Consider the following 25,863-nt stretch of genomic DNA (forward strand, 5'->3'; position numbering starts at 1 on the left):
GCTAAGGGACACCAGAGCCGTTATTTTCGGAAAAACGAAGGTTTGCAAAATGTAAACGGACACAGATGGCCTTATTTACCTCAAATCGTCCAGGATGAACTGGTTTAGAGCAAAATAGGGTCGCCTGTGTCCGTTAGGCTGGGAAATATCCGGGAAATGGGCGGATAAGGTCGCTGGTGTCCGTTAGGGCGGCGATGTTTTTCCTAGCCGAAAAATGAGCCCCTGATACGAAATCTGAAACCTTACCCTTGCCCCTGCCCCAGTTTACAATGGATACAGGAAGTTGGAAGTGCTTACATAATTAGCTTATGAACAGCTTGGAGGTCAGAGGAATGGATATAGGGCAGATGACGGAACCGGCGGACGCTCCGGAAAGAAGCGCGCCGCCATCGGTATGGAGCAAACGTTTCAAGCGCCTGTTCGCGCAAAGACATATTCAAATCATGGCGCTGCTTGGCGTCGCCTGGATGATCGTCTTTAACTACGTGCCGATGTACGGCATTATCATCGCTTTTAAGGAGTACAACATCGTCAAATCGATCGCCGAGGCGCCGTGGGTGGGCTTTGACCATTTTAAGGAGTTTTTTCAGGACGACAATTTTGTCAATGTGATGAAAAATACGCTGGGCATCAGCTTGATCAAGCTGATCGTCGGTTTTCCGCTGCCGATCATCTTTGCGCTGTTTCTGAACGAGATGCGTTCGGTCCGGTTCAAAAAGGCGGTACAAACAATCTCGTACCTGCCGCACTTTCTGTCCTGGGTCGTCCTCGGCGGGATTTTGACCACCTGGCTGTCGGACGTCGGGATTATCAACGCTGTTTTGCTGGCTTTGCACCTGATACAAGAGCCGATCTCGTATCTGGCTGAGCCGAATTATTTCTGGGGCATCGTTATCGCTTCGGATGTCTGGAAGGAACTGGGCTGGTCTGCCATCATTTATTTGGCCGCCATCACGAGCATATCGCCGGAAATGTATGAGGCGGCCACGATCGACGGAGCCGGGAGATTTCAGAAAATGTGGTATATCACCCTGCCTTCCATCAAGGCGACGATTTCGATTTTGTTCATTCTTGCGGTGGGCGGCGTGCTGAACTCCAACTTCGATCAAATCCTGGTGCTGCGCAACGCGCTGAACGAAAGCGCCAGCAACGTCATCGACATCTACGTTTACCAAACCGGGATGTTGTCCGGGCGCTATTCCTATTCGACGGCGGTGGGGCTGTTCAAGTCGGTGATCGCGCTGATTCTGCTGCTGCTGGCCAACCGGGTGACGAAGAAGCTGAACGATACGTCCCTGTTTTAGCCGGTGAGTCCAAGTCCAATTCATGAAGGAGCCCTGAGAACATGCTTACCTTAAAAAGAAGAACCCGAGGAGAAGCGATCTTCGACCTGCTCAACAATCTCGGAATGCTGCTGATCTGCTTTGTGACGCTTTATCCGGTCTGGTACGTGCTGGTTAATTCCCTGAACGAAGGGATGGACGGAATGCGCGGCGGGATCTATTGGTGGCCCCGCGTGTTCAGCTTCGAAAACTACGGCGCCGTGTTCCAAAGCTCCGGCATCATGCTGGCGATGGGCATCACCGTGGCCAAAACGCTCATCGGGACGCTGCTGCACGTGCTGTTCACGGCAATGGTGGCGTACGCTTTCTCCCGCAAGGATTTGATCGGCGGCAAACTTTACATCCTGATCGGGACGGTCACGATGTTTTTCGGCGGCGGATTGATCCCGACGTACCTGCTGATGAGGGATTTGCACCTGTTGGATAATTTCCTGATCTACATCATCCCCGCGTTGTTCAGCTTTTTCGATCTGATCATCTTCATGACCTTTTTCCGCGAAATCCCGGACGGGCTTGAAGAAGCGGCGAAAATCGACGGCGCCAACGACTGGGCGATCTTTCTCCGCGTCGTGCTTCCGGTATCGCTGCCGGTGGTGGCGACGATCGCGTTATTCCATGGTGTATATCAATGGAACGACTATTTTACCGGGGTCATTTACCTCAACAATATGGACCTGCAGCCAATCCAAACCTACTTGTACCGGGTCGTGGCCCAGTCCAGCTCCAACCAGATGGCGGCCCAAGTGCCGGGAGGCATTTCCAAGACGGTCACCTCGCAGTCGATCAAGCTGGCGACGATGGTGGTCACGACGCTGCCGATCGTGTTCGTCTACCCGTTCCTGCAGCGTTATTTCGTCAAAGGCATGATGATCGGCTCGATCAAGGGATAACACGATTTGCCAAATAAGCAAGGTAGCTGCTTCTTGCCTATTCCGGCAAGGGTTCTATATAATCATATTTCTAAACGAGAAAAGGGGAAAAAGACATGAGCAAGATGCTTAAGCCAAAGAGCCTTCTGCTGTTAATGTTCGCACTGATTGTGGCTTTTACGACGGCATGCTCGTCCGGCGGGGCCAACAACGCACCCGCGAAGGGAGGGGAAGAGCAGCCTGCGGCGGAGGAAGTGAAGCTGACCCAGGACGATCCGGGCTGGAAGGTGGATACATCGCCGATCACGTTCGACTGGTACATCAACTTTGCCTGGTTTCCGAACAAATGGGGTGAGGACATTACCTCCCAATACGTGACGGAGAAAACCGGCGTGAACCTCAACCTAATCGTGCCTGCCGGCAACGAGACCGAAAAGATGAACGCGATGATCGCCTCGGGTTCGCTGCCGGATTTCATCACGATCGCCTGGAGCGAGGACGCGGTCAAAAAAATGATCGAAGGCGGCTTGGTCTTGCCGCTCAATGAGCTGGCAGATCAGTACGATCCGTATTTCTTTAAAGCGACCGACCCGGCCAAGGTATCGTGGTATACCCAAGAGGACGGCAACGTTTACGGCTATCCGAATGCGTCCTCTTCACCGAAGGATTACGAGAAATTCGGCGACAATTTCACGTCCACCCAGACGTTTCTCGTGCGCAAGGATATGTACGAAGCGCTTGGCAAGCCGGATATGCGCACGCCCGAAGGTTTCTTGAAAGCGCTTGAAGACGCGAAGAAAATGTTCCCTGACGTAAATGGGCAGCCGCTGATTCCGTTTGGGATGCACGATTTCCACGAGAAAGGCAACTACTCGCTCGAGGCCTACATCCAGAACTTCTTGGCGATTCCGTGGGAGAAGGACGGTAAGCTGTACGACCGCACCACCGATCCGGAATACGTCAAGTGGCTGAAGACGCTGCGCCAGGCCAATGAGAAAGGACTGCTGTCCAAAGATATCTTCGTGGATAAACGTCCGCAGATGGAAGAGAAAATTGCGCAAGGCCGCTACTTCGCGATGTTGTATCAGCGCAACGACATGGCCAACCAGCAAAACGTGCTGTACGCGAACGATCCGAACTCTGTCTACATTGCGGTTGATGGACCGGCAAACGCAGCTCTGGATCAACCGACGCTATCCGGACCGTCCATTTCCGGCTGGACGGTGACGTTGATCTCCAAGAACGTCAAGGACAAAGCGCGGGCGATCCGCTTCCTGAGCTATATGATCTCCGAGGAAGGACAACGCGACACGTACCTGGGCAAGCAAGGCGTCACCTGGGACACGATTGACGGCAAAGACCAGTTCCTTCCTGAAGTTGCGGAGCTGCTCAACAGCGACCGCGGCGCGTTCGACAAGAAGTACGGCGCGTCCCACACCTTCTGGATGCTGATGGATACGAACACTACCATGGCTTGGGCGCCTCCGGCCGTCGAACCGTTCAAGCAGACGGAAGATTGGACCCGCGGCAAGTCGCATAGCTTCTCGCAATTCGACCAAATCGATCCGCAAGGCAACTCCACGGAAGGCGTGATGAATACGAAAATTTTGCAGGAGTGGGGCAAAGTGGCGCCTAAGCTGCTGTTGGCCAAATCCGATGCCGAGTTCGATCAAGTCTGGAACGCTTACTTAAAGAAACGCGATGAGCTCGGATATGCCAAAGTATGGGAGTACAAACAGAAGAAATACGAGGAGCACATGGCGAAACTCGCCGAGTTCATCAAATAAACCATATTTCATGAGGACAAAACTGGGGTTCCTTGCGGCGGCTTGCCCGCCCGCGAGGTTCCCCTTTGTCCGCATTCCCGGGAGAAATAGCAGCGATGGAACGATGGATTCAGTCAACCGCGGATCATTTTCTATATTGGCTTGGACGCAGATCGATGCAAAGCCGTCTTGTGACGGCTTATATCGTTATTTTTTTTATTCCGAGTATTATTGTATCGAACTATCTGTTTAACCAGATTCATCAAAACTACACCGCCGATGCGCTCAAGAAAAGCCAATTCACGATCGAACTGGAAAGCATCCAAATCCAAAAGCAGATCGAGGCGATGGAGCTGGCGGCCCAAATCTCCATATCCCATCAGGATTTGATGAATTATTTGACCCTGGACCGGGAGCCGGAGACCAGCGAGCTGATCGACTGGAATATGGGGAAGTTCGCTGATTTCAGCCTGATTCAACTGAGCACGCCGCAAATCGTTCACTGGCGGATGTTCACGAACAATCCGCTGATTCATGAAATATGGCCAACCGTGTTCCGGGAGAGCCGGATCGCCGCTGAGCCGTGGTACCCTGAGGTCAATGAACTGGATGGCGGTCAACTTTGGGTGCTGCAGCAGACCGACCGCGATATCATGAAAAGGTACACGGCCGAGCCTGCGGAAAACCAGCCGAAAATTTCGCTGTTTCAAGAGATCAACTCGGGTGGAGCGCATGTCGGAATCATCGGGGTGGAAATGCTGCTGAAGGATTTTTCGCCCAGGGTGTATACGGGCATTGCGGACCATGAATCCCAGATGGCTTTGCTCGATGCTCATGGCGCGATGTATATGGATCGCGGGCAACCTGTGCTCGGCAGCAGCGAAATCATGCAGCAAAAGGTGCGGCAACTGCTCCGGGAACAGCGTGCGGACGGCGCCTTTCAAACTCAATTTGAACTGGAGGGGGCGAGGTTTTTGCTCATTTCCGCCCCCATCGAACGGATTGGCGCCCGCCTGCTGTACGTGGTGTCCCTTGAAGGCGTACTCGATGACATCTTGCGCTCCAAGCAGCAAATCATGGCCGCCAATATCCTGTTGATCGTGCTTTTGTCGATCATTACCTTTTTTCTGAACTCGATCATTCTGAAAAATCTGCGGCGTTTGACCGAAGCGACGAAAAAAATGCGCAAAGGCGATTTTCATATCGATATCCCGCGCATCAAGGGGGGAGGGGAAATCGGGGAGCTGGCGCATCATTTCAATAAGCTGATCCAAAAAATCAACGAGCTGATTGCCCAGGGAATCCGCAAACAGGCGACGACCAAAGAAGCCGAGCTGAGGACGCTGCACAGCCAGATCGACTCGCACTTCTTATATAACACGCTGGAGAACATCAAAATGATGGCTGAAATCGAGGGACAACGCGCAATTTCCGACGCACTGACCTCCCTGGGCGGCATGATGCGCTATAACTTCAAGTGGTCGGGGGAGTATGTCAAGCTGCGCGATGAAATCCGCCATATCGAAAACTATTTGGAGGTTATGAACATCCGGTTTGACGAGCCGATTGTGCTGATCACGGAGATTAGCAACGGTGATCTGGAGCTGGAGGTGCTGAAAATGTCCCTGCAGCCGATCGTGGAAAACGCGGTGAAACATGCCTGGCCGGGGGAGGCCGAGGGAAGGCGGGAGATTCGGATCAGCGTCGCCGCTTGGGAAGAAGACCGGATTCAGATTGCCGTAATGGATAATGGCTGCGGGATCGAAGCCGGACCGCTCGCCACATTAAATGCGGAATTGGCTGCGGTAGGGGTTAAAGAGAAGCTTCCGGGGGCTTTTGAGCCGGGATTCAAACCTCGCGGCATCGGGCTGCGGAACGTTCAGGAGCGGGTGAAACTGTTTTTCGGCGCGGCTCAGGGGCTTGAGGTATTCAGCGAACCCGGGCGTTATACCCGGGTCGTGATGACGATTCCGCGGATGTTATTGACAGAAGGGATGGGTGAACGTGCGAACACTCTTGATCGTAGATGATGAGAAAAATATCCGGTTGGGGTTAAAAACGATGATTGAGCGCGAGTTTCCAGGCCGGTACCGGCTGATCACTGCGGGCCAGGGCGAAGAAGCGCTAGAGCTTTACCGTTCCGAAGGGGCTGATATTGTCATCACGGACATCCGCATGCCGCGGATGGACGGGATCGCCTTGATCGGCAAATTGGCTGCGGAACCCCCGGATGTAGGGCAACCTGAACCTATGGTCATCATTCTAAGCGGATATGAGGATTTCGAATATGCCAAAGCGGCGATCCAGTATCAGGTGAAGGACTACTTGCTTAAACCGATCCGCCGGGACGAACTGTTTGCGGCTTTGCGGAAATGCGAAGCACATTTGGACCAGCTTGCCCGAATGGAGGAGCAGATGGTGATCTCGGAGATGTACCGTGCGGAACTGCAGTCGAGAAGTTTGCAGGAGCTGTTGCAAATTGGGGAAATAAGCGGGGAGGACGCCCGGAAGCTGGGGCAGGAGATCGGGTTTGACCGTTATGCCGTGCCGTTTTCGGTGGCGGTGCTACTGTACAAGTACGATGACGGACGGTGCATGAACAAGGAGGAGCTGAAATCGTTGGCGGTGCACATGCTGCTAAGCGTGAATGGCCGCCTGAACGCCGCGATTTTCGACCGCGAAGGCCGGGTGGTACTGATCGGGGGGCCGCAAGCCAAGTTTGCCGAGCTGTCGCAGCTTGCCGCGGAGAAGGGCCTGGAAGGCCTGCTGATAGGCGTCAGCCGGGAAGGCCGCCTTCCGGAGGATATCCCCCGCTGTTATGCGGAGGCCAAAAGGTCGCTGGAGCACACGTTTATCTATCCGGGAACGAGCTTGATTTGGTACAGTGAGCTGCATGACCGCAAACGTGTTTTTCCCGTACCGGAGGAGGAACTCCGCAAGCTGGGCAACATCCTCGGCACGAAGCGGGAAAAGGAAATCGGGGCGCTGCTTCGCGCGATCTTCCGTGTCGACGAACTGCCGGATGTCGATATTTCCTATCTGGAAACGGTTGGCCGGCGCATGAACGAACAGGTGCTGGACGAGGTGTTCCGGTTGTACGGCGAAGCTTCGGTGGAGGTGCTGAAGCTGTACCGTCAGGTGGGGACGATGAACAACTTCCGCCATTTTCACGACTATTTTCGCGCGTTGGAGCAACTGCTGCTTAATTTGGACGACTACATCGGGGGAATCCGCTCCGCCCACAGCGAGCACGGGGACATGAAGGATGCCATCGCCTACATCGAAGAGAACTATCACCGGCCGCTCAACATGGCGATGGTCAGCAATCATGTCTCGCTGAACTACTCGTATTTTAGCGAGGCCTTTAAGGCTTACACCGGGGAAAGCTTTGTGCTGTACTTAAAAAAGGTGCGCATCCGCATAGCGAAGCAGTTGATCGGCGGCGGAAGCCTGAAATTGTTCGAGGTCGGCGCGGCGGTCGGCTTCGAAAATACGAAGCAATTTTCCCGCGTCTTTAAGGAACTGGAAGGGATTTCCCCTGTGGAATACCGCGACAAGGTGTTTGCTGGCCAAAGATAAACATCGGGCCTAGCCGTTTTCATTTGGAGCTGCGGCTTGGCCCGATATTCAATGTTTCTGTGCCGTTCCCTCGAGCAGCTTCTTCAATTTGGTTTCCGTGGCCGTGCCTTCAATCGGTGTATAGATGCTGCAGCGCAAATCGCTCTCTCCCTGCACCTGCAATGAGGTGAGGTTAAACAGCATTTTTCCGGCTTTGGCGTGGCGGAATTCGATCAGGACTTCGGGAGCGGCCTTGACTTCGCTTTGCTCCCACAAATCATGAAAATCGGGGTAGCTTCGCGTCATTTCCTCGATAAACCCGGCATACCACGGATCGGCCACGTACTGGCCGTAATACGCGCGAAAAATCGCCAAAAATCCTTTCACGAAATGCGGCCAGTTGACCGCCAGGCTGCGCAGCTCTTTTTTGGCGAACACGAGGTAGATCAGATTCCGCTCTTCGCCTTTAAGATGCTCAAAGTCGACAAACACATGGGACGCGGCGGCGTTCCAGCCGACGATATGGCAATGGCGATCGGAAATGATCGTGGGGCAAAACTTCAGCTCCTGCAGGATTTTATGCAGCGAAGGGCTGATCGCGGTTTTTGGCTCCTGGGTGAAGGAAGGGTGCAAGCCGCTGTCCATCGCCAGATCAAACAAGTATTTGCGTTCATCGGCATTCAGCTTGAGCGCGCCGGCAATGGCGTCCAGGACCGAAGCGGACACCTTGATATCCCGGCCCTGTTCCAGCCAGGTATACCAGGTTGTGCTGACCCCGGCCAACTGGGCAACCTCTTCCCGCCGCAGTCCCGGCGTTCGGCGGCGCCCGCCCGCAGGCAAACCGACGGCCTGCGGATTCAGCTTGGCCCGCCGGGTTTTTAAAAATTCGGAGAGCGCTTTAAGCCTTGGTTCCGTACTCATGGGGACACTCCTTTGATGGTCGCTTATTGTATTACCTATTATACTAGGATAATTAAAAACTTGTAATAGGATAAAGAACGGATAAAATAGGGGACAACAGATGTTTTTTTGAAGGAGGATTTTGGTATGGAACGGGTTGTCATTACCGGTATGGGTATTTTGTCTCCGCTCGGCAACGATGTGGATACGTTTTGGAACGGACTTAAGGAAGGGAGATCGGGAATTTCCCGGATCGATCGTTTTGATGCGTCGGGATTCGGCGTCCAAATCGCCGGCCAAGTGCGGGATTTCGATGCGGAGGGGCTGTTTGGCCGGAAGGAAGCGCGCAAGATGGACCGCTTTTGCCAATATGCGATGTTTGCCGCCGAACAGGCGATACAGGATGCAGGGCTGCAGCCGGAACAGCTTGACCGGGAACGGTTTGGCGTTTACGTCGGCTCGGGCATCGGCGGGATTGAGACGTTGGCCGAAAACTTGAGGGTCCTGGATGCCCGCGGCCCAGGCCGGGTAAGCCCCAGCCTTGTCCCGATGATGATTACAAATATGGCCGCAGCGCAAATCAGCATCCGCTACGGCGCGCTTGGGCCTACCCTGTCGCCGGTGACGGCCTGTTCGATCGGCAACACGGCGATCGGCGAAGCATGTCGGCTGATTAAGAGCGGCGAGGCGGATGTGATGATCGCCGGCGGGACGGAGGCGGCGATTCATCCTTTGGCCCTGGCCAGCTTCGGCAACGCCACGGCGCTGTCGAAGCGCATTGGCGAGCCGGAGCAGGCCAGCCGTCCGTTTGACGCGGGCCGCGACGGCTTTGTGATGAGCGAAGGCGCCGGCATCGTCATCCTGGAATCGCTGGAACACGCGCTGCGCAGAGGCGCCCGGATTCATGGCGAGGTGATCGGGTACGGGGCCAGCTCGGACGCCTTTCACGTGGTCGCCTCCCATCCGGAAGGGGAAGGCGCCGCCCAGGCGATGAAGCGGGCGCTCCAGTCCGCTGGGGTGTCCCCGGAGCAGGTGGACGTGATCAGCGCTCATGCCACAAGCACGGGGGTGGGCGACCGCGGGGAGACCATGGGGATCAAAAAAATGTTTGGCGAACGCGCCGGCCAAATTCCGATCACGGCGAACAAATCGATGATCGGCCATATGTTTGGCGCGGCGGGCGGCGCGGAAGCGATCGCTTTGATGCAGACGCTGAACGAAGGGGTGATTCCGCCGACGATCAACCTGACGCATCCCGATCCCGAATGCGATCTGGATTACGTGCCGAACGCAGCGCGCAAGGCCGACCTGGACATCGGCTTGTCCAACTCGTTTGGGTTCGGCGGACATAACGCCGTCATTGTGCTGCGGAAATATCACGAATCATTTCATTAAACTTTAAAGAGACCCTGGCCGTATAGCAGGGTCTCTGTTGGTTTTACATACATATGTGATTGATCGTCCTTGCACGATTATCCCATTCGTTCAGGGGGCAGGAGGTGGGGCTATTGTACCAATAAAGAAAAAAAGAGATAAGAAAAAAATGAGGCGGTTCAGATAAGATTTTTGGCTTGATAGGAGAACGCTTGTTTGGTATAATAAAGTAAAGCGAACGTATGTACGTGAAATCTTAATTCGGGGGGACGAGCGAACATGGAGGTCAATGCGGGAACGGAACTTCAACCATTCAGCAGCCGTTATAACAGCGAGCAGGCCTGCATGGAGGCGCTGATCGCGATGAAGTGGCCAAACGGCTTCGTCTGCCCGCGCTGCGCTCACACCCGGTGCAGTCGTTTGACCTCTCGGCATATCCCCTTGTTCGAGTGCGGAAAGTGCAAGCATCAAACGTCGGCTTTGGTCGGCACGATTTTTGAACGGACGCATCTGCCCCTGCTCAAGTGGTTCGAGGCCCTGGATTTATTCCTGCTTGAGGACGGTATCTCGGCGATACGACTGAGCCAGGTGATCCGGGTCACCTACAAAACCGCCTGGTTGATGCTGCACAAAATACGCCATGCCGCCGGGGAGTTCGATGCCCGTGAACTGCTCAGCGGAGACGTGAAGGTGAACAGCGATCAGTATGGGCGTAACCCGTCCCGGTGTCAGTTTTCGCATCCGTATGCCTCGGCGGTAGTAGCGGGGTGCACAGTCACGGAGTCGGGCGAGCCGGAGCAGGTCAAAATCCGGCTGGTACCGCACAAGAGAGGAGACGGACAAAGGGCAAACCGTCACGAACTCGCCGCTTTCATCAACGAGCATGTGGATGTTCGTACATCGGTGGTACAGTCGTTTCCTCTAGCCTTTCGGCTGTATGCGCCCTTACGGAAAGTGGTGAGAGAGGCGTGGGAATCGCTGAAGAGTACATATATAGCCCTGGGTTTGAAGCATCTGCAGGCGTACCTGAACGAGTACACCGTACGCCGTTCGCTGCGCCGGCCCGGAGCGAAAGAAACGATACGGCAGAAGTTGCTGCGCATGTGTGTGGTAATTCCGGCGCTCCCTTACCACCGGCTGATCGCGCGCCAACCGAACCAGCCCCTTGCGGCTGCAGCATGATAGAAATGCTTGAACGGTACGGACGTTGCTGTAAACGGATTCAGGATTCAGCCTGATCACGGTCTTTTCATTTTTTTCGGTGTTTGGCCCCATCCCTCCCGTCAGGTCTTCTAAACCCGTCTAATAATCTCGAACATGTCTACTTCACCCAAATCTGTCTAATAATTTCGAATATGTATGCTTCTGCCTAAATATATCCATTTTCCCCAAAATATATCCCTTTCTCCTGAATATATCCGCTTCTCTAACCCATGATCAAACGGGATAATCATGCAAAGCGTCCGGCCAGCCATGTTGATCCTGCCGACCAACCCACCGGCCTTCCCTGTCCTGTCAAGCACTGATTATTAGGTTGAGTCCTCAATGTTTTGCACTGTTTTATTTTTCGAAGACGGCAACCTTCCAGACTTTGGATGCGTCAAGACAGGTAAGAGACGTTCCGCGGGTGAACAGATAGAACAGATATGATTAATGCGGATCGCTCAAGTCTGTTTATGACAAGGGGGGCATACTATTGGAGAAATGGGGTAAAAAGATTGCGGTATTAGGGGCGGTCGTTTTAGGGTTATGGCTGCTTGGAGGATGCGGGAGCGCAAGTGATTCGGGCGGCTCGTCCCTGTCCATGGAAAGCGCTTCGTCAGCGGCTGACATGGCCGTAGGCGATCAAGCTTCCAATGAAGCCGCCGACGGCGGAATGGGGTTGGGCGAATCCAGGAGTGCGGACAAATCGGTTGCGGAGAAGTCCGAGGCCGGAGGGCACGAAGAAGCCGAGTCCACCGGCGGAGGGGCCGGAACTTCGGCGGGAGCAGCGGGGGAAGGAGGAGGCGCCGCCGCTGTTGCCACGGGGCAAACATCCCCCGGGTTTCAAGGGGCCGCGGTGGATACCGGCTTCAACAAGAAGCTGATATACCGGGCCAACGTTGTGATGGAAGTGGAAGATTACGCCAAAGCGCAATCCGAAATCCGCAACCTCGTGGCGTTAACAGGCGGGTACATTGTCGAATTTTCCGAAAATCAGTCCCAGCATGAGCTTGGCGGGAATTTTATCCTGAAGGTGCCGGCCGCCGGATTTTCCTCCCTCCTGGACAAATTGGAGCAGCTTAAGCCCAAATCAATGCAGCGTACCATTCAGGGACAGGACGTTTCCGAGGAATACGTGGATTTGCAATCACGGCTTAAAGTCAAGGAAGCGATGGAAGCCCGGTATCTCAAATTCGTAGAGGAAGCGACCCAAACAAGCCAATTGGTTAAGTTCGTGAACGAACTGGAACGGATCCAGACGGAAATCGAGCAGATCAAAGGCCGGATGCGGTACATCGACAGCAACGTCGCCTACTCTACGGTCGAAATCCGTTTGTATCAACCGGAGCAGGGGGGCTCCACCTTGGCGGCAGGCGATGAGCCTCCGCTCTTGGAGCGTGCCAAACAGGCGCTGACAGGAAGCATTGAAGTGCTGTCGCTGATCCTGCAGTGGCTGATCGTCTTTTTGGCGGGGGCGCTGCCGGTGATCGCCATCGCGGCGGTTATTGTGGTGCCGCTAATGCTCGTGCACCGCCGCCGAGCGCAGAATAGAGCTGCACAGCGGGAGGCCTGGAAGGAAGCGAACTCGCTTGCTCCTCCGGCTCGCCCTAACGAGGAGAAGGTTCCGCAGGAACCAACCCCGCGGACACCAGCCACGCAGGCAGCAGCCTCACAGGCAGCAGCCTCACAGGCGCCGCCGTCACAAGAACCGGCCTCTCAGGAGCCGGCCGACCCAGACGTTCAGCCGAAAACGCCGGACAAACCGGAGTAAGTCATTATTTAGCGCAATACACCAAAAATGGCAAAAAGCTTTCCCGGCTCCGCCAGATGGAGCGACGGGGAAGCTTTTTTGCATAAATTCCCGGACTTTTTGGCTAACTAAAAAACGGCTTCATACGTCCTATGGTAAGATAATAAGATTTCATTACGCAGAAGGAGTTTGAACTTTGAAATTTGAAACGTATTTGTTCCCCATTTCCTATGCCTTTATGGCTTTTCCTTTCGCCGCGCTGCTGTTCACGATGCCGTTTCTCGTCGTCCAATACCGCCGGCATGGGTATATCAACAAAGTACGGGCGTTCGTCCTGTACCTGTTCCTGCTGTACCTAATGAACGCCGTGTTTCTGATCATGCTGCCCTTTCCTGCCACGCGGCACAACCCGCCGCTCGGCGAATCGGCCGTCCAACTTGTTCCGTTTCATTTCATTCAGGATATCCTAAAGGAGACCAGCGTTGTCAAAGGGGAACCTTCGTCGTATTGGCGGCTGCTAAAGGAGCGGGCTTTTTTACAGGTGGTCTTCAACGTGTTGTTAACGGTGCCGTTTGGGATGATCATGCGTTACTATTTCCGGTTTGGGCCGATTCGTTGCCTGCTGCTGTCCTTTTTGTTGTCCCTGTTTTTTGAAGTAACGCAGCTGACCGGCATATTCGGCTTTTTTGACAACGCCTACCGGGTGTTCGACATCGACGACTTGATGACAAACACGCTTGGCGGAATGATCGGCTTTCTCGCGGCCGAATGGTTGTCGCGTTTTTTGCCCAGGATCGAGCATCTGGACCGGGGCGTGGATTTGTCCGCAAAAAGGGTGAGCTACACCCGCCGCGGCTTGGCCTGGATGTTCGACATTGTCATTTGCGCCGTGCTGTTGGCTATCTGCCACGTGCTGCGGATTCCGGGAGCTTATTTTGTCGCGACAGGTCTTTACTTTATGCTGCTTCCCTACCTGAGCGGAGGATGTACGTTTGGCAAATGGCTCGTTCGCATCAGGCTTGAGGAAACTGAGCAAGGCGATCGAGTACGGCCAAGGGCCATATCGATCATCGTCCGTTACGGCCTTCTGTATTGGGGGATATTCGGCGTCAACCGCTTGGTTGTTTTTCCTCCCGGATCATTGCCAGAGGGGGCGAGGGCGTTATTGGCCATGTTGGTCCTGCTGATGGATATGGTGTTTTTCATTCATGTCGTCATCCAGGTGTTTCGCAAAAACTCCGTGCTGTTCTATGAGAAACTAAGCCGGACACAGCATAAAATATTGTGGAGGCGAACCGTTTTAGGTTCAGAGGAACACTAAGGTGTGTTTTTCCATAACGAGGAAAAATAATTGCTTCCGGTAAAGGAAATATTTTAAAGCAGAGGGACAGCTTCACCATTCCATAAAAAGAAGGGGATTCGATGGAAATGTTAGACGGAGCCCGAACCTTTGCGCCGGGAGATATCGTTTACGTGTTTTACCGCAACCCGCATACCCAGGACGTCGCCAACATCCAGGAGGCCGCGGTGGTCAACAACCCGGAGCGGCCGGGCGAACTCGCTGTGTTTTTGTATGAAAGCTATTACCCGTTGACGAGCGAAATGGCCGTATATGCCTCGGCGGACGAAGCGGAGCAGGCTTACAGCTACTATTTCGGGGACGCTGCCGAGGGGAGCCTGGAATGAAGCCGTTTGTTCCAAAGTTGGTTTACTTTGAGCCGGATGCGCTGGATTATCCATTGGGTCAAATTCTTTATGACAAATTTAAGGGCATGGATGTGGACATCCGCTATACGACCTCCCACAACCAGGTGAGAAATCTGCCGGGCGAAAGCGATCTGCAAAAATACCGGGTGGCCAAATCCACGCTGGTCGTCGGCATTCGCAAAACGCTGAAATTCGATACGTCCAAGCCTTCGGCGGAATACGCCATTCCATTTGCCACCGGATGCATGGGGCACTGCCATTACTGCTATTTGCAAACGACGATGGGGAGTAAGCCGTATATCCGCACTTATGTCAACGTGGAGGAGATTTTGGAGGCCGCCGACCGGTATATGGCCGAACGCGCCCCGGAGTACACCCGTTTCGAAGCTTCCTGCACCTCGGATATCGTCGGCATCGACCATCTGACCCATACACTCAAGCGGGCGATCGAACACTTTGGGCAGTCCGAGTACGGCAAGCTGCGTTTTGTTACAAAGTTTCATCATGTCGATCACTTGCTGGACGCGAAGCATAACGGAAAAACCCGCTTCCGCTTCAGCGTCAACGCTGATTACATCATAAAAAACTTCGAGCCGGGCACCTCGCCTTTGGAACAAAGAATCGAGGCCGCGGGCAAGGTGGCCCGGGCCGGGTATCCGCTGGGCTTTATCGTCGCGCCTATTTACATTCACGAAGGATGGGAGGACGGGTACCGCCAGATGTTCGAACGGCTTGATGCCGAACTGCCGGCCGAGGCGAAAGAGGACCTTACGTTCGAATTCATTCAGCACCGCTTCACGAAACCGGCCAAACGGGTGATCGAGAAAAATTACCCGATGACCAAGCTGGAACTGGACGAAGAAAAACGCAGGTACAAATGGGGTAAATACGGCATCGGCAAATATATTTATCCGAAAGAGGAAGAGGAGGATTTGAAAACCCATCTGTTTGAATATATGAAACAATTTTTTCCGAAAGCGAAGCTGGAGTACTTTACTTGATTGCTTGACGGCGGGGCATGGCGGCGCAGCTTACGGCGCCTGAAGCTCCGCATAATATTCGCTCAAAAACCGGCCGAAGCTGCGGGCCGCCTTCGGGAGATAGCGCCGCTCCAGCCAGGCGATCCGGAAGACGCGCCGGCATACTGGGCTTTCGATCCGCAGCATTTTATAAGGCGGCAGCTCGTCTTTGCGGCACGCGGGCACGAACGCCACGCCAAGCCCGGCCTGTACCAGGCTGCCCAAAGCGGACGGTTCGTCCACCTCGCAAACGATGTTCGGCGAAATGCCCGCTTCGCGGCAAAACGAGCTGTTTATTTTCCGGAACGGGTGGCCGGCTTTATATTCGATAAACGGCTCGTCCGCGACCTCCTCAAGGCGGATGCTGCTGCTTCGTTCCAAAGGATGCCCGGGCGGCACGGCCAAAAACACCTCGGCGTCCAACACCTTTTGTTCGCGGATGTCGGGATGATCGATGGAGGCAGCGGTAAAACACAGGTCCACCTCGCCATTTTCCAGCAAATCCACCAACTCCTCTGTGGAAGCTGGCGAAGTTTGCAAAATACGAAAATTCACTTCCGGGTGTTCCACGCGATAAGCGCTCAAAGCGGAAGTAATCCGGCCCAGGTTGTTCGTTGCCAGACGAATGCTCCCCCGCTCCGTCCCCGCCAGATCGGCGACTTCCTTGCGTCCTTCCTCAAGTACGTTCAGTGCGATTTCCACTTTCTTCAAAAACGTCCTGCCGAAGTGGTTGAGCCGGATTTGCCGGTTCTGCCGGTCAAACAGCGGCACGCCCAAATCTTGTTCCAGCCGGGCGATCGTTTTGCTCAGCGCGGGCTGGGCGATGTGAAGCTCCTGCGCGGCTTTCGTCATATGCTCCAAGCGGGCGACCGTCTGAAAATATTGCAGCTGCAGCAGTTCCATACTAGTCATTCCTTTTCATTAATATACTGTAGTATATGATTTTATAATTAAATATATATTTTTAATTATCAATATGCAATTATAAAATAACTCATAGCAAAGGTTTTTGAGGAGGCATGATTTGTTATGAGAAAGCAGACAGAGGGAGAATCGGCCGAAAAGCTGATTCGTATTTTGGCATTTACGATGGTGCTTTCGTCGATGAGCGCCACGATGTTTAATATCGTCCTGCCGGAAATTAAAAGCGAGTTCCAATTATCCGTGGCGCAGGTCAGCTGGGTAGCCACTATTTATATGCTGATCTATGCGATCGGATCGGTCATCTACGGGAAATTGGCCGACGTATTCAAGTTCAAAAATTTAATCACATTTGGTTTGGCCGTGTTTTGTCTGGGCTCGCTCGCCGGGCTTGCCGCCCAGGCGTTTTGGATGGTGCTGGCCGGGCGGGTTTTGCAGGCGGCGGGAGCGGCGGTCATTCCGGCGGCGGCGATGATCATTCCTGTCCGCCACTTTCCGCCCGAACGCCGCGGGTACGCGCTCGGAATCACGGCAACCGGACTGGCTGTCGGGGGGGCGATCGGACCGGTCGTTTCGGCGTTGATCGTCAGTCTGGTCGATTGGCGTTGGCTGTTTTGCATTCCGATGCTGATGCTTGTTACCTTGCCGTTTTACCGCCGTTATTTAAGCGAGCAGGCGCCCAAATACGCCAGAGTCGATTGGCTGGGGGCCGGTCTGCTGGGCGGCGCGGTAGCCTTGCTGCTGCTGGGCGTTACTTATGGCCGAATGATGTTTTATCTGGGCAGTTTGCTCTTATTCTTGCTGTTTGCCATCCGCAATCGGACGGCGGCTCATCCGTTCGTCGATCCGCAGCTTTTCCGCAACAGAAGTTATTCCCTGGGGCTGCTCATGTCCATACTGGCGATGGGGATTGGTTATGCACTCCCGTTCCTGTCTCCGCAGCTGTTGGCGGATGTCAACGGGCTGGACTCGGGCTGGATTGGCTTCGCTATGGTTCCGGGGGCGGCGGTGTCGGCTGTTCTGGGCAGAACTGGAGGCAAGCTGGCGGATGCCAAGGGCAACCCGTTTGTGTTTTGCACCGCGTCCATGTTGCTGCTGGTTTGCTTTACTCTGATCTCGATCTTCGCGGGAGCGGCGGTCCCTATGATTGCCGTATTATTAATCTTTGGCAACGTCGGTCAGATGTTTATGCAAATCGCCTTGACAGGCACGATTTCGCGGACGCTGACCAAGGAACAGACCGGGGTCGGCATGGGGCTGCTGTCGATGTCGAACTTTCTTTCCGGCGCGGTGGCGGCCAGCGTCTACAGCAAGGCTGTGGATCAAGGCGGAAGCGTGCGTTGGAACCCGCTAAACCCGTTTGTAAATTCCGGCGCGTACAGTAATATCTATCTCATTCTCGCCGCTTTGGTGGTGATGATGGTACTTTTTTATTATTTTTACTTTTCACAAAATGTCGCACAAAAAATATAAAAATTTTAGATTTTTTTGTCTTATAGGGCTAACAAATGACGCCTGTGCTTCCGATAGAGATAAAGAAAGATATAAAACTTTACACGAAAATGGCAAACCTGTCGAAAGGCAGGGACGCAAAGCTACAGGGCCTGTATTTTTTTGCTGGCAGCCAGTTACCGAAGGGGGTTTTATTTTTTATGCGTAAATTGAAGTTTGTAACGATAGCCCTTGTACTCTTGTTTGCCGGATTTGGCGGAGCGGAGGTGCGGGGAGCCGAACTTGAGGGCTGGCTGGGTAAGGACAACCTGTCCATGGGAGCGATCAGCATCCATTACGACGTGAAGCCGAAAATCAAGACCAAGCTGTTGATCGAGAACGGAAAAAACAAGTATACCTATAATCTGACGTACGGTGCCAAAGAGGAGACGTTTCCGCTGCAAATGGGCAACGGGGATTACACGATAAGCCTGTTGGAACAGATTAAAGGGACCACGTACCGCCTTGTGCACAAGGATACGGTGAAGCTCAGCTTGCAGGATGAGACGCCGGTTTATCTGAATTCGACGCAAAATGTGAATTGGGATATAGACGGCTTGGCGGTGAAGAAGGCGGCGGAGCTGACGAAAGACGCGGCTACCGATGAAGACAAGGTGAAGGCTATTTATAATTACATGATTAGCAATATCAAATATGACGACAGTCTGGCGTTCACCGCTTCTTCGGATTATTTGCCGGATATCGAACGCACTTTGACTGTCAAGAAAGACATCTGCTATGGCTTCTCCTCTCTGTTTGCGGGGATGCTGCGCAGTGTTGGGGTTCCGGCCAAGCTGGCGATGGGATCTTCCGATTATGTGAAGACGTATCACGCCTGGAATGAAGTTTTTGTGAACGGACGCTGGGTGGTCATCGACACGACGGCCGATGCCGGCTGGAAGGGGACAACGACCGCGTTTACTATGATCAAGGACGCCTCTAAATATAAGGCGGACAAGTATTACTAAGCCAAATCATGAACAGCCGAATAGAAAAAAGAGCCTTGAACGTTTGTTCAAGGCTTCTTTGTTTGGGTGGGATATGCTATCTTCTTATTGAAGGGAAGAGTATCCAAGCGGGGGAGTCTGGCTCTAATGAGAGTAATACTTGTGGATGATGAACGGCTGGCCTTGAATTATATGGAGCGGCTGCTGATGAAGCTGGCCGACGTGGAGATTATCGGGAAATTTACCGACCCCGTCAAGGGGATGAGCGAAATTCTCCGGGAGCGTGTGGATGTGCTGTTTTTGGACATCAGCCTGCCGGAAATCAACGGCATTGAATTGGCGGCACGGATTTTGGAATCGAAACCGGAGATACATATCGTTTTTGTCACGGCGTACAATGAATATGCCATCAAAGCTTTTGAGTTAAACGCACTGGATTATCTGCTCAAGCCGATCAGAGCCGAACGCCTGGCCAAAACCGTGGACCGGATTCAGGTGCGGTTGAAAGCGGGACAGGAGGACGTCACCGCTTCCGAACAGGTTGTAAAAATTTGCTTGTTCAAACAGGTTACGGTGGAGGCTCGGCAGGGGCAGCCGGCTCTTCTGCAGTGGCGCACGACAAAGGCACAGGAGTTGTTTCTTTATCTCCTGCAGCACCGGGGAAGGCTAGTCCGGAAGTCGACTTTGATCGATGTGTTGTGGCCGGAATACGAAACGGAAAAGGTTAACTCGCAATTATATACGGCCGTGTATCATATTCGGAAAACACTCAAGCCCTACGGAGATCATTTTCAAATTGTGAACGCGATGGAGGGTTACATCCTAAATACCCATCAAGTCCGCTTGGACATCGACGAATGGGAAGCCAAACTGGCTGCGCTGCCGCCCGTATCCGGCGCTTCGCTGGACGCTTACCTGGAGGCGATGAAAATCTACACCGGAGATTATCTGCAAGAATACGATTATTGGTGGACGGAGAGCGAGCGCCAGCGGCTCAAAGCCATCTGGCTTCACACTGCGCTGGCGATCGCCGATTGGTATCTCGGGCAAGAGCTTTGGGAGAAGGCGGGGGCCTTCTATCAAAACATCTGCACTCTTCATCCCCAGGAGGAGGCGCCTTATTTTGCCCTGATGAAAATATTCGCACTTCAGCAGAACTTTGCCATGGTGCACCGTCAGTACCGCGAGCTGGCAACCGTGCTGAAAGAGGAGCTGAATGTGGAGCCCAGCCATTACATAACGGAATGGTACAGACAGTTTGCAGAGGAAGCGGGACAGGTACGCTGATGCCGCCTGCTTGAATAGACAATATTGCCCGGCCGCTGGCCGGGTTCTTTTTTGAGCAGCGGATCGAACACGTTTTGTGATGGGGATACGGAATCTATTAAAAAAATCATAGTTCTACCGAGCATTTTTTATAATTTGTTGAGAATTTGTTCAGAACGGCAGATTAAGATGGGAGCGTCGCCCAATTATATGATATGGACGAGGAGGGAATTGGAAAAAAATCAAGATATATTTTAAAAGAAAAATTTTTGGTATAAGGAGGGAGTGCTCTCAAAGTATGAAGAAAAAATGGATGGCTTTACTCATGGCCGGCGCGCTGTTCTTGCAAGGCGTCTTTGGTATGGGGGCGGCGCAGGTCAGCGCAAATCCGGATGAAGCTTCAGGTGGAGAGGCTGCGTACAGTGCGACCGATGCAACGTATGGACTGGCTGCCCCTGCAGATGCGGCTGCGGCTGCGGCTGAAAATGTAGACAGCATCATTACGGGAGTTCTCGTTAAGGATGCGAAGGGGACGGTAATCGACGCGGTTTACAATCCCGACAATCAGCAGCGTTCCAAATTGGGAGACGCTGTCAGCATCGAATACGGATGGGAGCTGCCGGATGGGCATGGCTACACGGACGGCAGCACATTTGAATTCAAAATTCCCCAGAAATTTAAAATCTTCAACGAGGTAAAAGGCAAGTTGACGATTGACGACGGCAGTTCAATCGCCGATTTTACGGTTGGCACGAACGGCGATGTGAAGATCGTGTTCAACGAAAGCGTCGACAATTCGCGAGTCTGGGGCACTTTTAAGGTTAATACGGTGCTTAGCGAAGAGATCAAGGGCAGAGCAGATTTGCCGATTGCTTTCCCGATCCAGGGCGGAGAGCAGAATGTTATGATCAAGCTCGGGCCGAAGGACGGATCGCTCCTGAAAAAGACCGGGGTTGCCGATAAGGACAAATCCATCGCCTGGACGATCGACGTCAACACCTCGCTCGACAAGATCGACAATGCGGCCGTGTCCGACGTGATTCCGCCGGGCTTGAAGCTGGAAGAAAGCTCGATCAGGGTTTACGAGCTGCTTCCGAATGTCGACAGGGAACCGGATTTGGGGAACCTGGTCAATCCGGGCTCCGCAACTTACGAAACGGTAGTTGAACCGGACGGTTCGGGTTTTCGGGTCAAGTTTAAAGAGCCGAGCATCGCTTCGGCTTACCGCATCCAATACACGACTTTGGTAACGGGTGAGGAAGAGACCGTATTTACGAACAGCGCAAAGTTGACCGGGGACAATGGCGTTTCGAAGGCGGATGATGAGACGATTACGATTACCCGCACGCCGCTTTTCACCAAAAAGGACACCCACTACGATAAAGAGACTCAGACGGTGACCTGGAGAGTGCAATACAATTATGGTGAAAAGACGATTTCCCAAGCCGACGAAAGGCTGATTCATGACCGTTTTAACAACAGCATGGAACTGGTGGACGGTTCGGTCAAAGTGCTTAAGCCAGGAACGAACGTACCGGCTGACGACATCACGCACAAAGTAATTCCGGTGACCGATGACAACGGCAAAAACGGGTTCGATTTGCAATTTGAATCAGAGGTTACTACCGCCTATGACATTGAATATCAAACCAAAGCGATAGACCGCATTTATAAGGATACTGAGGTTACTAACGACATCTACGCAACGGTCGGCGGCAAAGAGAGAAACGGTTCCGATTCGTTCACCTTCAAGAGCGGAATTGGGGTTAAATCATTCGGCGGTGTCAATTACAGCACCAAGGAACTCACCTGGAAAATCGTCGTCAATGAGGATAAAGAGCCGATGACGGATCTGGTGATCGAGGATACATTTACGGGAGGCGGCCTGGAGTTTATTCCGGGCAGCGTTCAAGTAACCTCCTCGGGAACGGGTCCAGCTATTACTCCTACGGTAAAGGACGATAAGCCAGCTGAAGGGTTTTCCCTGACGTTTGCCGGAACATTCACGGATAAGTACACCATTACCTACAAGACGAAGTTTATTCCGGAGAAATCCCAGTACTTGAACAAGGCTACTCTGGATTGGACGGAAAAAACTCCGGGGGCTGAGTACCCGGTTCAGGCTCCATTTACGCCGAATACCGAAACACAGAAAAACGGCCGTAAAGAAGGAAAAAGCTATGATCCGAAAACCAAGCAACTCACCTGGGAGATTGTTGCGAACTATAACGGCAACTCCGTCAACAACGCGGTGTTGACCGACAAATTAGAAGCGGATCAAAAACTGTTGAAAGACGAAGTGAAAGTTTATAAGGCGACCATAGGGGCTAATGGTTCGGTAGCTCGGGGAGCCGAGGTAACGGATCCCGCCAAGATTACCGAGGCAGCGGATAATACGCTCCGCATCGAGCTGGGAGATATCAACGCGCCTTACGTAATTGTGTTCAAAACCAAGCTGGAAAACGTGCTGGTCGCCGATAAAGTGCCGAATACGGCGGTACTGACCGGAGACGGCGATAAACCTTGGAGTTGGTACGCCGACTTGCCGATCCCGCGCGGCGGCGAGTATGTCAACAAAAGCGGCACGCAAAACGGCGGCAAAATCGATTGGAAAATCGTGATCAACGGAAGCCAATCGTACGTCGAGAACGCAACCATCATCGATACGCCGAGCCCTAACCAGATTTTGCTTTCCGATTCCTTCGAACTATACGAAGCAGTCGTGAACACGGACAAGAGCGTGACTCCAGTCGGGCAGAAGCTGACGAAAGACCAGGATTACTTCCTGACGATCAAGACGGACCCGGAAAACGACAGCCAATCGTTTGAGCTTAAGTTTGCCGCAGAGTTCATAGAAAACGCCTACGTTCTGCAGTATTCGTCGGAAATCGCGGTCTCTGCCGACCGGGAAGAAGTAACGAATACGGCAAGCTTTGCGGGCGAAGGTATCAAAAATGTTTCTCAGGAGTCTTCGAACAAGATTCAGGTGCGCTTTACCGACGGTTCGGGCACCGGTTCCGGAATCCGCGGTTCTTTGGAGCTGACGAAGGTCGACAAGGCCGATCCGTCCCAAAAACTGGCCGGCGCTACCTTTGAACTGCTGGATAACGGCGGCAAGCTGCTTGGAGAGAAGACCACCGATGAGGAAGGCAAACTGACCTTCACCAAGCTGCGGTACGACCAAGTTTACAGCCTGGTGGAAACGGAAGCGCCTGCCGGGTATATTCTCAACGGTACGCCGTTGACCGTTAAGCTTGACGAAAAAGCCAAATCGACCGGCGGTATCACAAAGCTCACGGTAGAAAACGAGAAGCGGACCGCTCCACCGGTCGATCCGGTAGAGCCGAAGGGCAAGCTGATCGTCGTTAAGGTTGATGAAGGCGACCACACGAAAGTGCTGGCTGGCGCAACCTTCGAGCTTCAGGACGCAGCCCGGGCCCAAGCTCCGATTGCGGTGACGACAGATGTAAACGGAAAAGCGGTATTCTCCGAGCTTCCGTACGGCAATTACATCCTGAAAGAAACCGCAGCGCCAGCAGGTTATTTGGTTGAAGGCAAAGCTGAGCGGCTGATCACGATCGATGCTAGCCTTGAGCTGGCGGATAACACGCTTGTCGTTACGGTAGAGAACCGTAAGCAAACGACGAATCCGGGCAACCCGGGAAGTCCAAGCAAACCTAGCGAGCCAAGTAAACCGAGCAATCCAAGCAATCCGAGCACTCCAGGCACTCTAAACGATCCATCCGACTCGGGCTTACCAACCACCCAGGGGACGGTGATCAATCCGCCGGTTGACGATACGAACCAGGGCGGTAACGAAAATGCCGAAATTCCGGACGGTTCGATTCCGGCCGACGGAACGGGTGGCGACAAGCCGAAGGACGACAAGCCAAAGGGAGATAAACCGAAACCGGATCCAGAGAATCCGACGGACCTGGAGCTTGACGACGACGGGAATCCGCTGGGCGGAACCCGCGGCGATCGTCCATCCGGTGAGGAATTCCCGGGAGTTAGCGTCCTGCCGAAAACCGGGGAAGGAAGCACGTTGCCTTTCCAAGTGGCGGGGGGAGCCCTGATCTTACTGGGAATACTGCTGAGAAAAAAACATCTTGAGCGCAAATAGGATAAACGCCGAGGGGGGCATCTCCAAGGATCTGGGACGATCTTTTGGGGATGGCCCCCTTTGCCGTTCTGATGTTAAGAAATTGTTGAGATACCCCAGCTATAATATAATGCATTGCGTCAATTTGGAAGTAAATGTCTATGACAACAAGGAGCCGTTCATATGCGAAAGCTGTCTTATTTATTGATTTTGCTGGGCATAGCCGTGATCGCGGCGCCGATGTTGATGGAGTGGCAGGCGGACCGCGAGCAGCTAAGGCTGCTGGCGGAGGCGGAGCAAGCGCGAAAACAGCGGGAAGCCGCGGAGATGAACCGCGAGCTGGCCGCCGGTTTAGAGCGGGTCTCACATTTGCTGGAGGAAGAGTCTGCCGCCGGATCCGCATCGGCCGTCTCCTCGCAGCTTATGACGGTGGACGGGAAAACGTCGGTCGCTACGATTGAAATCGGGGCAATCGATGTAAAGCTCCCTGTCTTGGAAGGTGCCACGAAGGAAAATATGAAGCATGCGGCCGCGCATATGACCGAGACGGCGCCGCTCGGCGCGGAGGGGAACGCGGCGATCGCCGCTCACCGGGCGCGGACGAAAGGGCGCTTGTTTAACCGTTTGAACGAAGTGGAGTTAGGGGATAAGATCGTCGTTACTACCGAATCCGAACGTTACACCTATGAGGTTTATAAAATATCGGTGGTCGAACCGACGGAAGTCTCCGTCCTTAAGCCGAACGGGAAGGATAAAATTCTGACTTTGATCACATGCGATCCTCTGATAAATCCGACCCAGCGTCTCATCGTTCAAGCCAAAATGGAATATAGCAAATAGAGGCCACAAATAGTGCGATATGGTTGGTGATAAGGTATGAGTATTACGGTTTCTTATATTATATACGGGGTAGGATGCGTGCTGCTGGTCGGCGCCGCGCTCTACTTGCGGTCTTTGTATTCGGAGATCGCGGCGCTCCGGGTACTGGCTTACCGCGACGCGGTGACGGGTTTGTCGAACCGGAACGGGCTGGATCATTTTTGGGCTAAATATAAAGGCAAGGAAAACCTCGCCGTTCTAAGTCTCGATCTGGATTGCTTCAAAGAAATCAACGATACGTACGGCCATCAGGCGGGCGACCAGCTGCTGTGGGAAGTAAGCCGGTATCTGGAGCAGTTAACGAATAAGAATCAGCTGGCGTTTCGGATTGGGGGAGACGAGTTCCTGTTTATTGTGAAAAATTGCGATCCGAACCAGGTAAAGATTATGGCCGGGTTGCTGTTGAGCAAAATCTCCAGGCCCTATTATATTGCTGGAAGGGATCTATCCGTCACGGGAAGCATCGGGATCAGCATTTGCCAGGGGCACCGGGCCGAACGCACGCGCATGCTGCAGGAAGCCGATGCCGCAATGTATCATGCCAAACGGCTTGGCAAAAACCGTTATTGCGTATTCGGGGAGCGGGTGCTCCCGGAAGACCTCGTTCAATCGAACCCCAGCGCTAAAAAAACGTGGCCCCAAACACAGTTTAACCTCCAATAAATCTCACAAAAATCCATATAGAAGATCACTTTATTATCGTTACTCCTCCTGGATAAGATAGTAGAATGGAAAAAGAGCCATACAAGAAAAGTCAGATTAGCACAT

Annotated in this window: 19 protein-coding genes and 1 riboswitch; of the genes, 17 read left to right on the forward strand and 2 right to left on the reverse strand. The window is 53.4% G+C overall.

The window, feature by feature from the left end; all coding sequences use genetic code 11:
• Positions 1-332: 332 nt before the first annotated feature.
• The 5 genes from ACLD72_RS02780 (at position 333) to ACLD72_RS02800 (ending at position 7,557) form a co-directional block, all read left to right on the forward strand.
• Complete coding sequence (locus ACLD72_RS02780) at positions 333-1,304, forward strand: ABC transporter permease (protein ID WP_410998036.1); 972 nt, start codon at positions 333-335, stop codon at positions 1,302-1,304.
• A 41-nt stretch (positions 1,305-1,345) separates the two neighbouring features.
• Positions 1,346-2,233 (forward strand): carbohydrate ABC transporter permease, encoded by an 888-nt coding sequence (locus tag ACLD72_RS02785; RefSeq protein WP_410998035.1) that lies wholly within the window; start codon positions 1,346-1,348, stop codon positions 2,231-2,233.
• 95 nt (positions 2,234-2,328) lie between these two features.
• The gene (locus ACLD72_RS02790) at positions 2,329-3,999 is read left to right on the forward strand and encodes an extracellular solute-binding protein (protein WP_410998033.1); all 1,671 of its coding nucleotides are present in this window, start codon (positions 2,329-2,331) and stop codon (positions 3,997-3,999) included.
• A 95-nt stretch (positions 4,000-4,094) separates the two neighbouring features.
• Entirely contained in the window at positions 4,095-6,008 is a 1,914-nt protein-coding gene (locus ACLD72_RS02795) for a sensor histidine kinase (RefSeq protein WP_410998031.1), read from the forward strand.
• Positions 5,983-7,557 carry a response regulator gene (locus tag ACLD72_RS02800; RefSeq protein WP_458475521.1) on the forward strand — a complete coding sequence of 525 codons (1,575 nt, stop codon included), beginning with the start codon at positions 5,983-5,985 and terminating at the stop codon, positions 7,555-7,557. Before ACLD72_RS02795 ends, ACLD72_RS02800 begins: the two co-directional genes overlap by 26 nt.
• Before the next feature lie 48 nt (positions 7,558-7,605).
• Here ACLD72_RS02800 and ACLD72_RS02805 read toward each other — a convergent pair whose 3' ends face one another.
• Complete coding sequence (locus ACLD72_RS02805; RefSeq protein WP_410998029.1) at positions 7,606-8,457, reverse strand: helix-turn-helix transcriptional regulator; 852 nt, start codon at positions 8,455-8,457, stop codon at positions 7,606-7,608.
• A gap of 126 nt (positions 8,458-8,583) precedes the next feature.
• On the opposite strand from ACLD72_RS02805, the gene fabF reads away from it, so the two are divergent.
• The 6 genes from fabF (at position 8,584) to splB (ending at position 15,471) form a co-directional block, all read left to right on the forward strand.
• A complete protein-coding gene (gene fabF, locus ACLD72_RS02810) occupies positions 8,584-9,831 on the forward strand; it encodes a beta-ketoacyl-ACP synthase II (RefSeq protein WP_410998022.1) in 1,248 nt (415 codons plus the stop codon).
• Positions 9,832-10,089: 258 nt separating this feature from the next.
• On the forward strand, positions 10,090-10,992 hold the full coding sequence (locus ACLD72_RS02815; RefSeq protein ID WP_410998011.1) for a transposase: 903 nt from the start codon (positions 10,090-10,092) through the stop codon (positions 10,990-10,992).
• Between the two features lie 514 nt (positions 10,993-11,506).
• A complete protein-coding gene (locus ACLD72_RS02820) occupies positions 11,507-12,784 on the forward strand; it encodes a DUF4349 domain-containing protein (protein ID WP_410998009.1) in 1,278 nt (425 codons plus the stop codon).
• Between the two features lie 175 nt (positions 12,785-12,959).
• Positions 12,960-14,084 (forward strand): VanZ family protein, encoded by a 1,125-nt coding sequence (locus ACLD72_RS02825; protein ID WP_410998007.1) that lies wholly within the window; start codon positions 12,960-12,962, stop codon positions 14,082-14,084.
• Positions 14,085-14,185: 101 nt separating this feature from the next.
• A complete protein-coding gene (locus tag ACLD72_RS02830; protein WP_410998005.1) occupies positions 14,186-14,449 on the forward strand; it encodes a transcriptional regulator SplA domain-containing protein in 264 nt (87 codons plus the stop codon).
• Entirely contained in the window at positions 14,446-15,471 is a 1,026-nt protein-coding gene (splB, locus tag ACLD72_RS02835; protein ID WP_410998003.1) for a spore photoproduct lyase, read from the forward strand. The genes ACLD72_RS02830 and splB overlap by 4 nt, the downstream gene beginning before the upstream one ends.
• Before the next feature lie 30 nt (positions 15,472-15,501).
• Here the strand turns inward: splB and ACLD72_RS02840 are convergent, their stop codons facing one another.
• The gene (locus ACLD72_RS02840; protein ID WP_410998350.1) at positions 15,502-16,392 is read right to left on the reverse strand and encodes a LysR family transcriptional regulator; all 891 of its coding nucleotides are present in this window, start codon (positions 16,390-16,392) and stop codon (positions 15,502-15,504) included.
• A 126-nt stretch (positions 16,393-16,518) separates the two neighbouring features.
• Between ACLD72_RS02840 and ACLD72_RS02845 the strand changes: the two genes are divergently transcribed.
• The 6 genes from ACLD72_RS02845 (at position 16,519) to ACLD72_RS02870 (ending at position 25,758) form a co-directional block, all read left to right on the forward strand.
• A complete protein-coding gene (locus ACLD72_RS02845) occupies positions 16,519-17,883 on the forward strand; it encodes an MFS transporter (RefSeq protein ID WP_410998001.1) in 1,365 nt (454 codons plus the stop codon).
• Between the two features lie 81 nt (positions 17,884-17,964).
• Positions 17,965-18,046, forward strand: a riboswitch (cyclic di-GMP riboswitch).
• A gap of 16 nt (positions 18,047-18,062) precedes the next feature.
• The gene (locus tag ACLD72_RS02850) at positions 18,063-18,869 is read left to right on the forward strand and encodes a transglutaminase-like domain-containing protein (protein ID WP_410997999.1); all 807 of its coding nucleotides are present in this window, start codon (positions 18,063-18,065) and stop codon (positions 18,867-18,869) included.
• A 126-nt stretch (positions 18,870-18,995) separates the two neighbouring features.
• Positions 18,996-20,135, forward strand: coding sequence for a response regulator (locus ACLD72_RS02855; protein WP_410997997.1), 1,140 nt, complete (start codon positions 18,996-18,998; stop codon positions 20,133-20,135).
• A gap of 277 nt (positions 20,136-20,412) precedes the next feature.
• Positions 20,413-24,237: a collagen binding domain-containing protein gene (locus tag ACLD72_RS02860; protein WP_410997995.1), complete on the forward strand. Its 3,825-nt coding sequence runs from the start codon at positions 20,413-20,415 to the stop codon at positions 24,235-24,237.
• A gap of 162 nt (positions 24,238-24,399) precedes the next feature.
• Complete coding sequence (locus tag ACLD72_RS02865; RefSeq protein ID WP_410997993.1) at positions 24,400-25,056, forward strand: class D sortase; 657 nt, start codon at positions 24,400-24,402, stop codon at positions 25,054-25,056.
• Positions 25,057-25,092: 36 nt separating this feature from the next.
• Positions 25,093-25,758 carry a GGDEF domain-containing protein gene (locus ACLD72_RS02870; protein WP_410997991.1) on the forward strand — a complete coding sequence of 222 codons (666 nt, stop codon included), beginning with the start codon at positions 25,093-25,095 and terminating at the stop codon, positions 25,756-25,758.
• The last annotated feature ends 105 nt before the right edge of the window (positions 25,759-25,863 follow it).

The organism is Paenibacillus lacisediminis, assembly GCF_046567315.2.

Excerpts from the sequence above, each read along its gene's own strand:
- ACLD72_RS02795 (WP_410998031.1), top strand. The coding sequence starts at position 4,095 with ATGGAACGATGGATTCAGTCAACCGCGGATCATTTTCTATATTGGCTT.
- ACLD72_RS02845 (WP_410998001.1), top strand. The coding sequence starts at position 16,519 with ATGAGAAAGCAGACAGAGGGAGAATCGGCCGAAAAGCTGATTCGTATT.
- ACLD72_RS02865 (WP_410997993.1), top strand. The coding sequence starts at position 24,400 with ATGCGAAAGCTGTCTTATTTATTGATTTTGCTGGGCATAGCCGTGATC.
- ACLD72_RS02870 (WP_410997991.1), top strand. The coding sequence starts at position 25,093 with ATGAGTATTACGGTTTCTTATATTATATACGGGGTAGGATGCGTGCTG.
- ACLD72_RS02860 (WP_410997995.1), top strand. The coding sequence starts at position 20,413 with ATGAAGAAAAAATGGATGGCTTTACTCATGGCCGGCGCGCTGTTCTTG.
- ACLD72_RS02840 (WP_410998350.1), bottom strand. The coding sequence starts at position 16,392 with ATGGAACTGCTGCAGCTGCAATATTTTCAGACGGTCGCCCGCTTGGAG.
- ACLD72_RS02850 (WP_410997999.1), top strand. The coding sequence starts at position 18,063 with ATGCGTAAATTGAAGTTTGTAACGATAGCCCTTGTACTCTTGTTTGCC.
- ACLD72_RS02830 (WP_410998005.1), top strand. The coding sequence starts at position 14,186 with ATGGAAATGTTAGACGGAGCCCGAACCTTTGCGCCGGGAGATATCGTT.
- ACLD72_RS02805 (WP_410998029.1), bottom strand. The coding sequence starts at position 8,457 with ATGAGTACGGAACCAAGGCTTAAAGCGCTCTCCGAATTTTTAAAAACC.
- ACLD72_RS02855 (WP_410997997.1), top strand. The coding sequence starts at position 18,996 with ATGAGAGTAATACTTGTGGATGATGAACGGCTGGCCTTGAATTATATG.
- fabF (WP_410998022.1), top strand. The coding sequence starts at position 8,584 with ATGGAACGGGTTGTCATTACCGGTATGGGTATTTTGTCTCCGCTCGGC.
- ACLD72_RS02815 (WP_410998011.1), top strand. The coding sequence starts at position 10,090 with ATGGAGGTCAATGCGGGAACGGAACTTCAACCATTCAGCAGCCGTTAT.
- splB (WP_410998003.1), top strand. The coding sequence starts at position 14,446 with ATGAAGCCGTTTGTTCCAAAGTTGGTTTACTTTGAGCCGGATGCGCTG.
- ACLD72_RS02780 (WP_410998036.1), top strand. The coding sequence starts at position 333 with ATGGATATAGGGCAGATGACGGAACCGGCGGACGCTCCGGAAAGAAGC.
- ACLD72_RS02790 (WP_410998033.1), top strand. The coding sequence starts at position 2,329 with ATGAGCAAGATGCTTAAGCCAAAGAGCCTTCTGCTGTTAATGTTCGCA.
- ACLD72_RS02785 (WP_410998035.1), top strand. The coding sequence starts at position 1,346 with ATGCTTACCTTAAAAAGAAGAACCCGAGGAGAAGCGATCTTCGACCTG.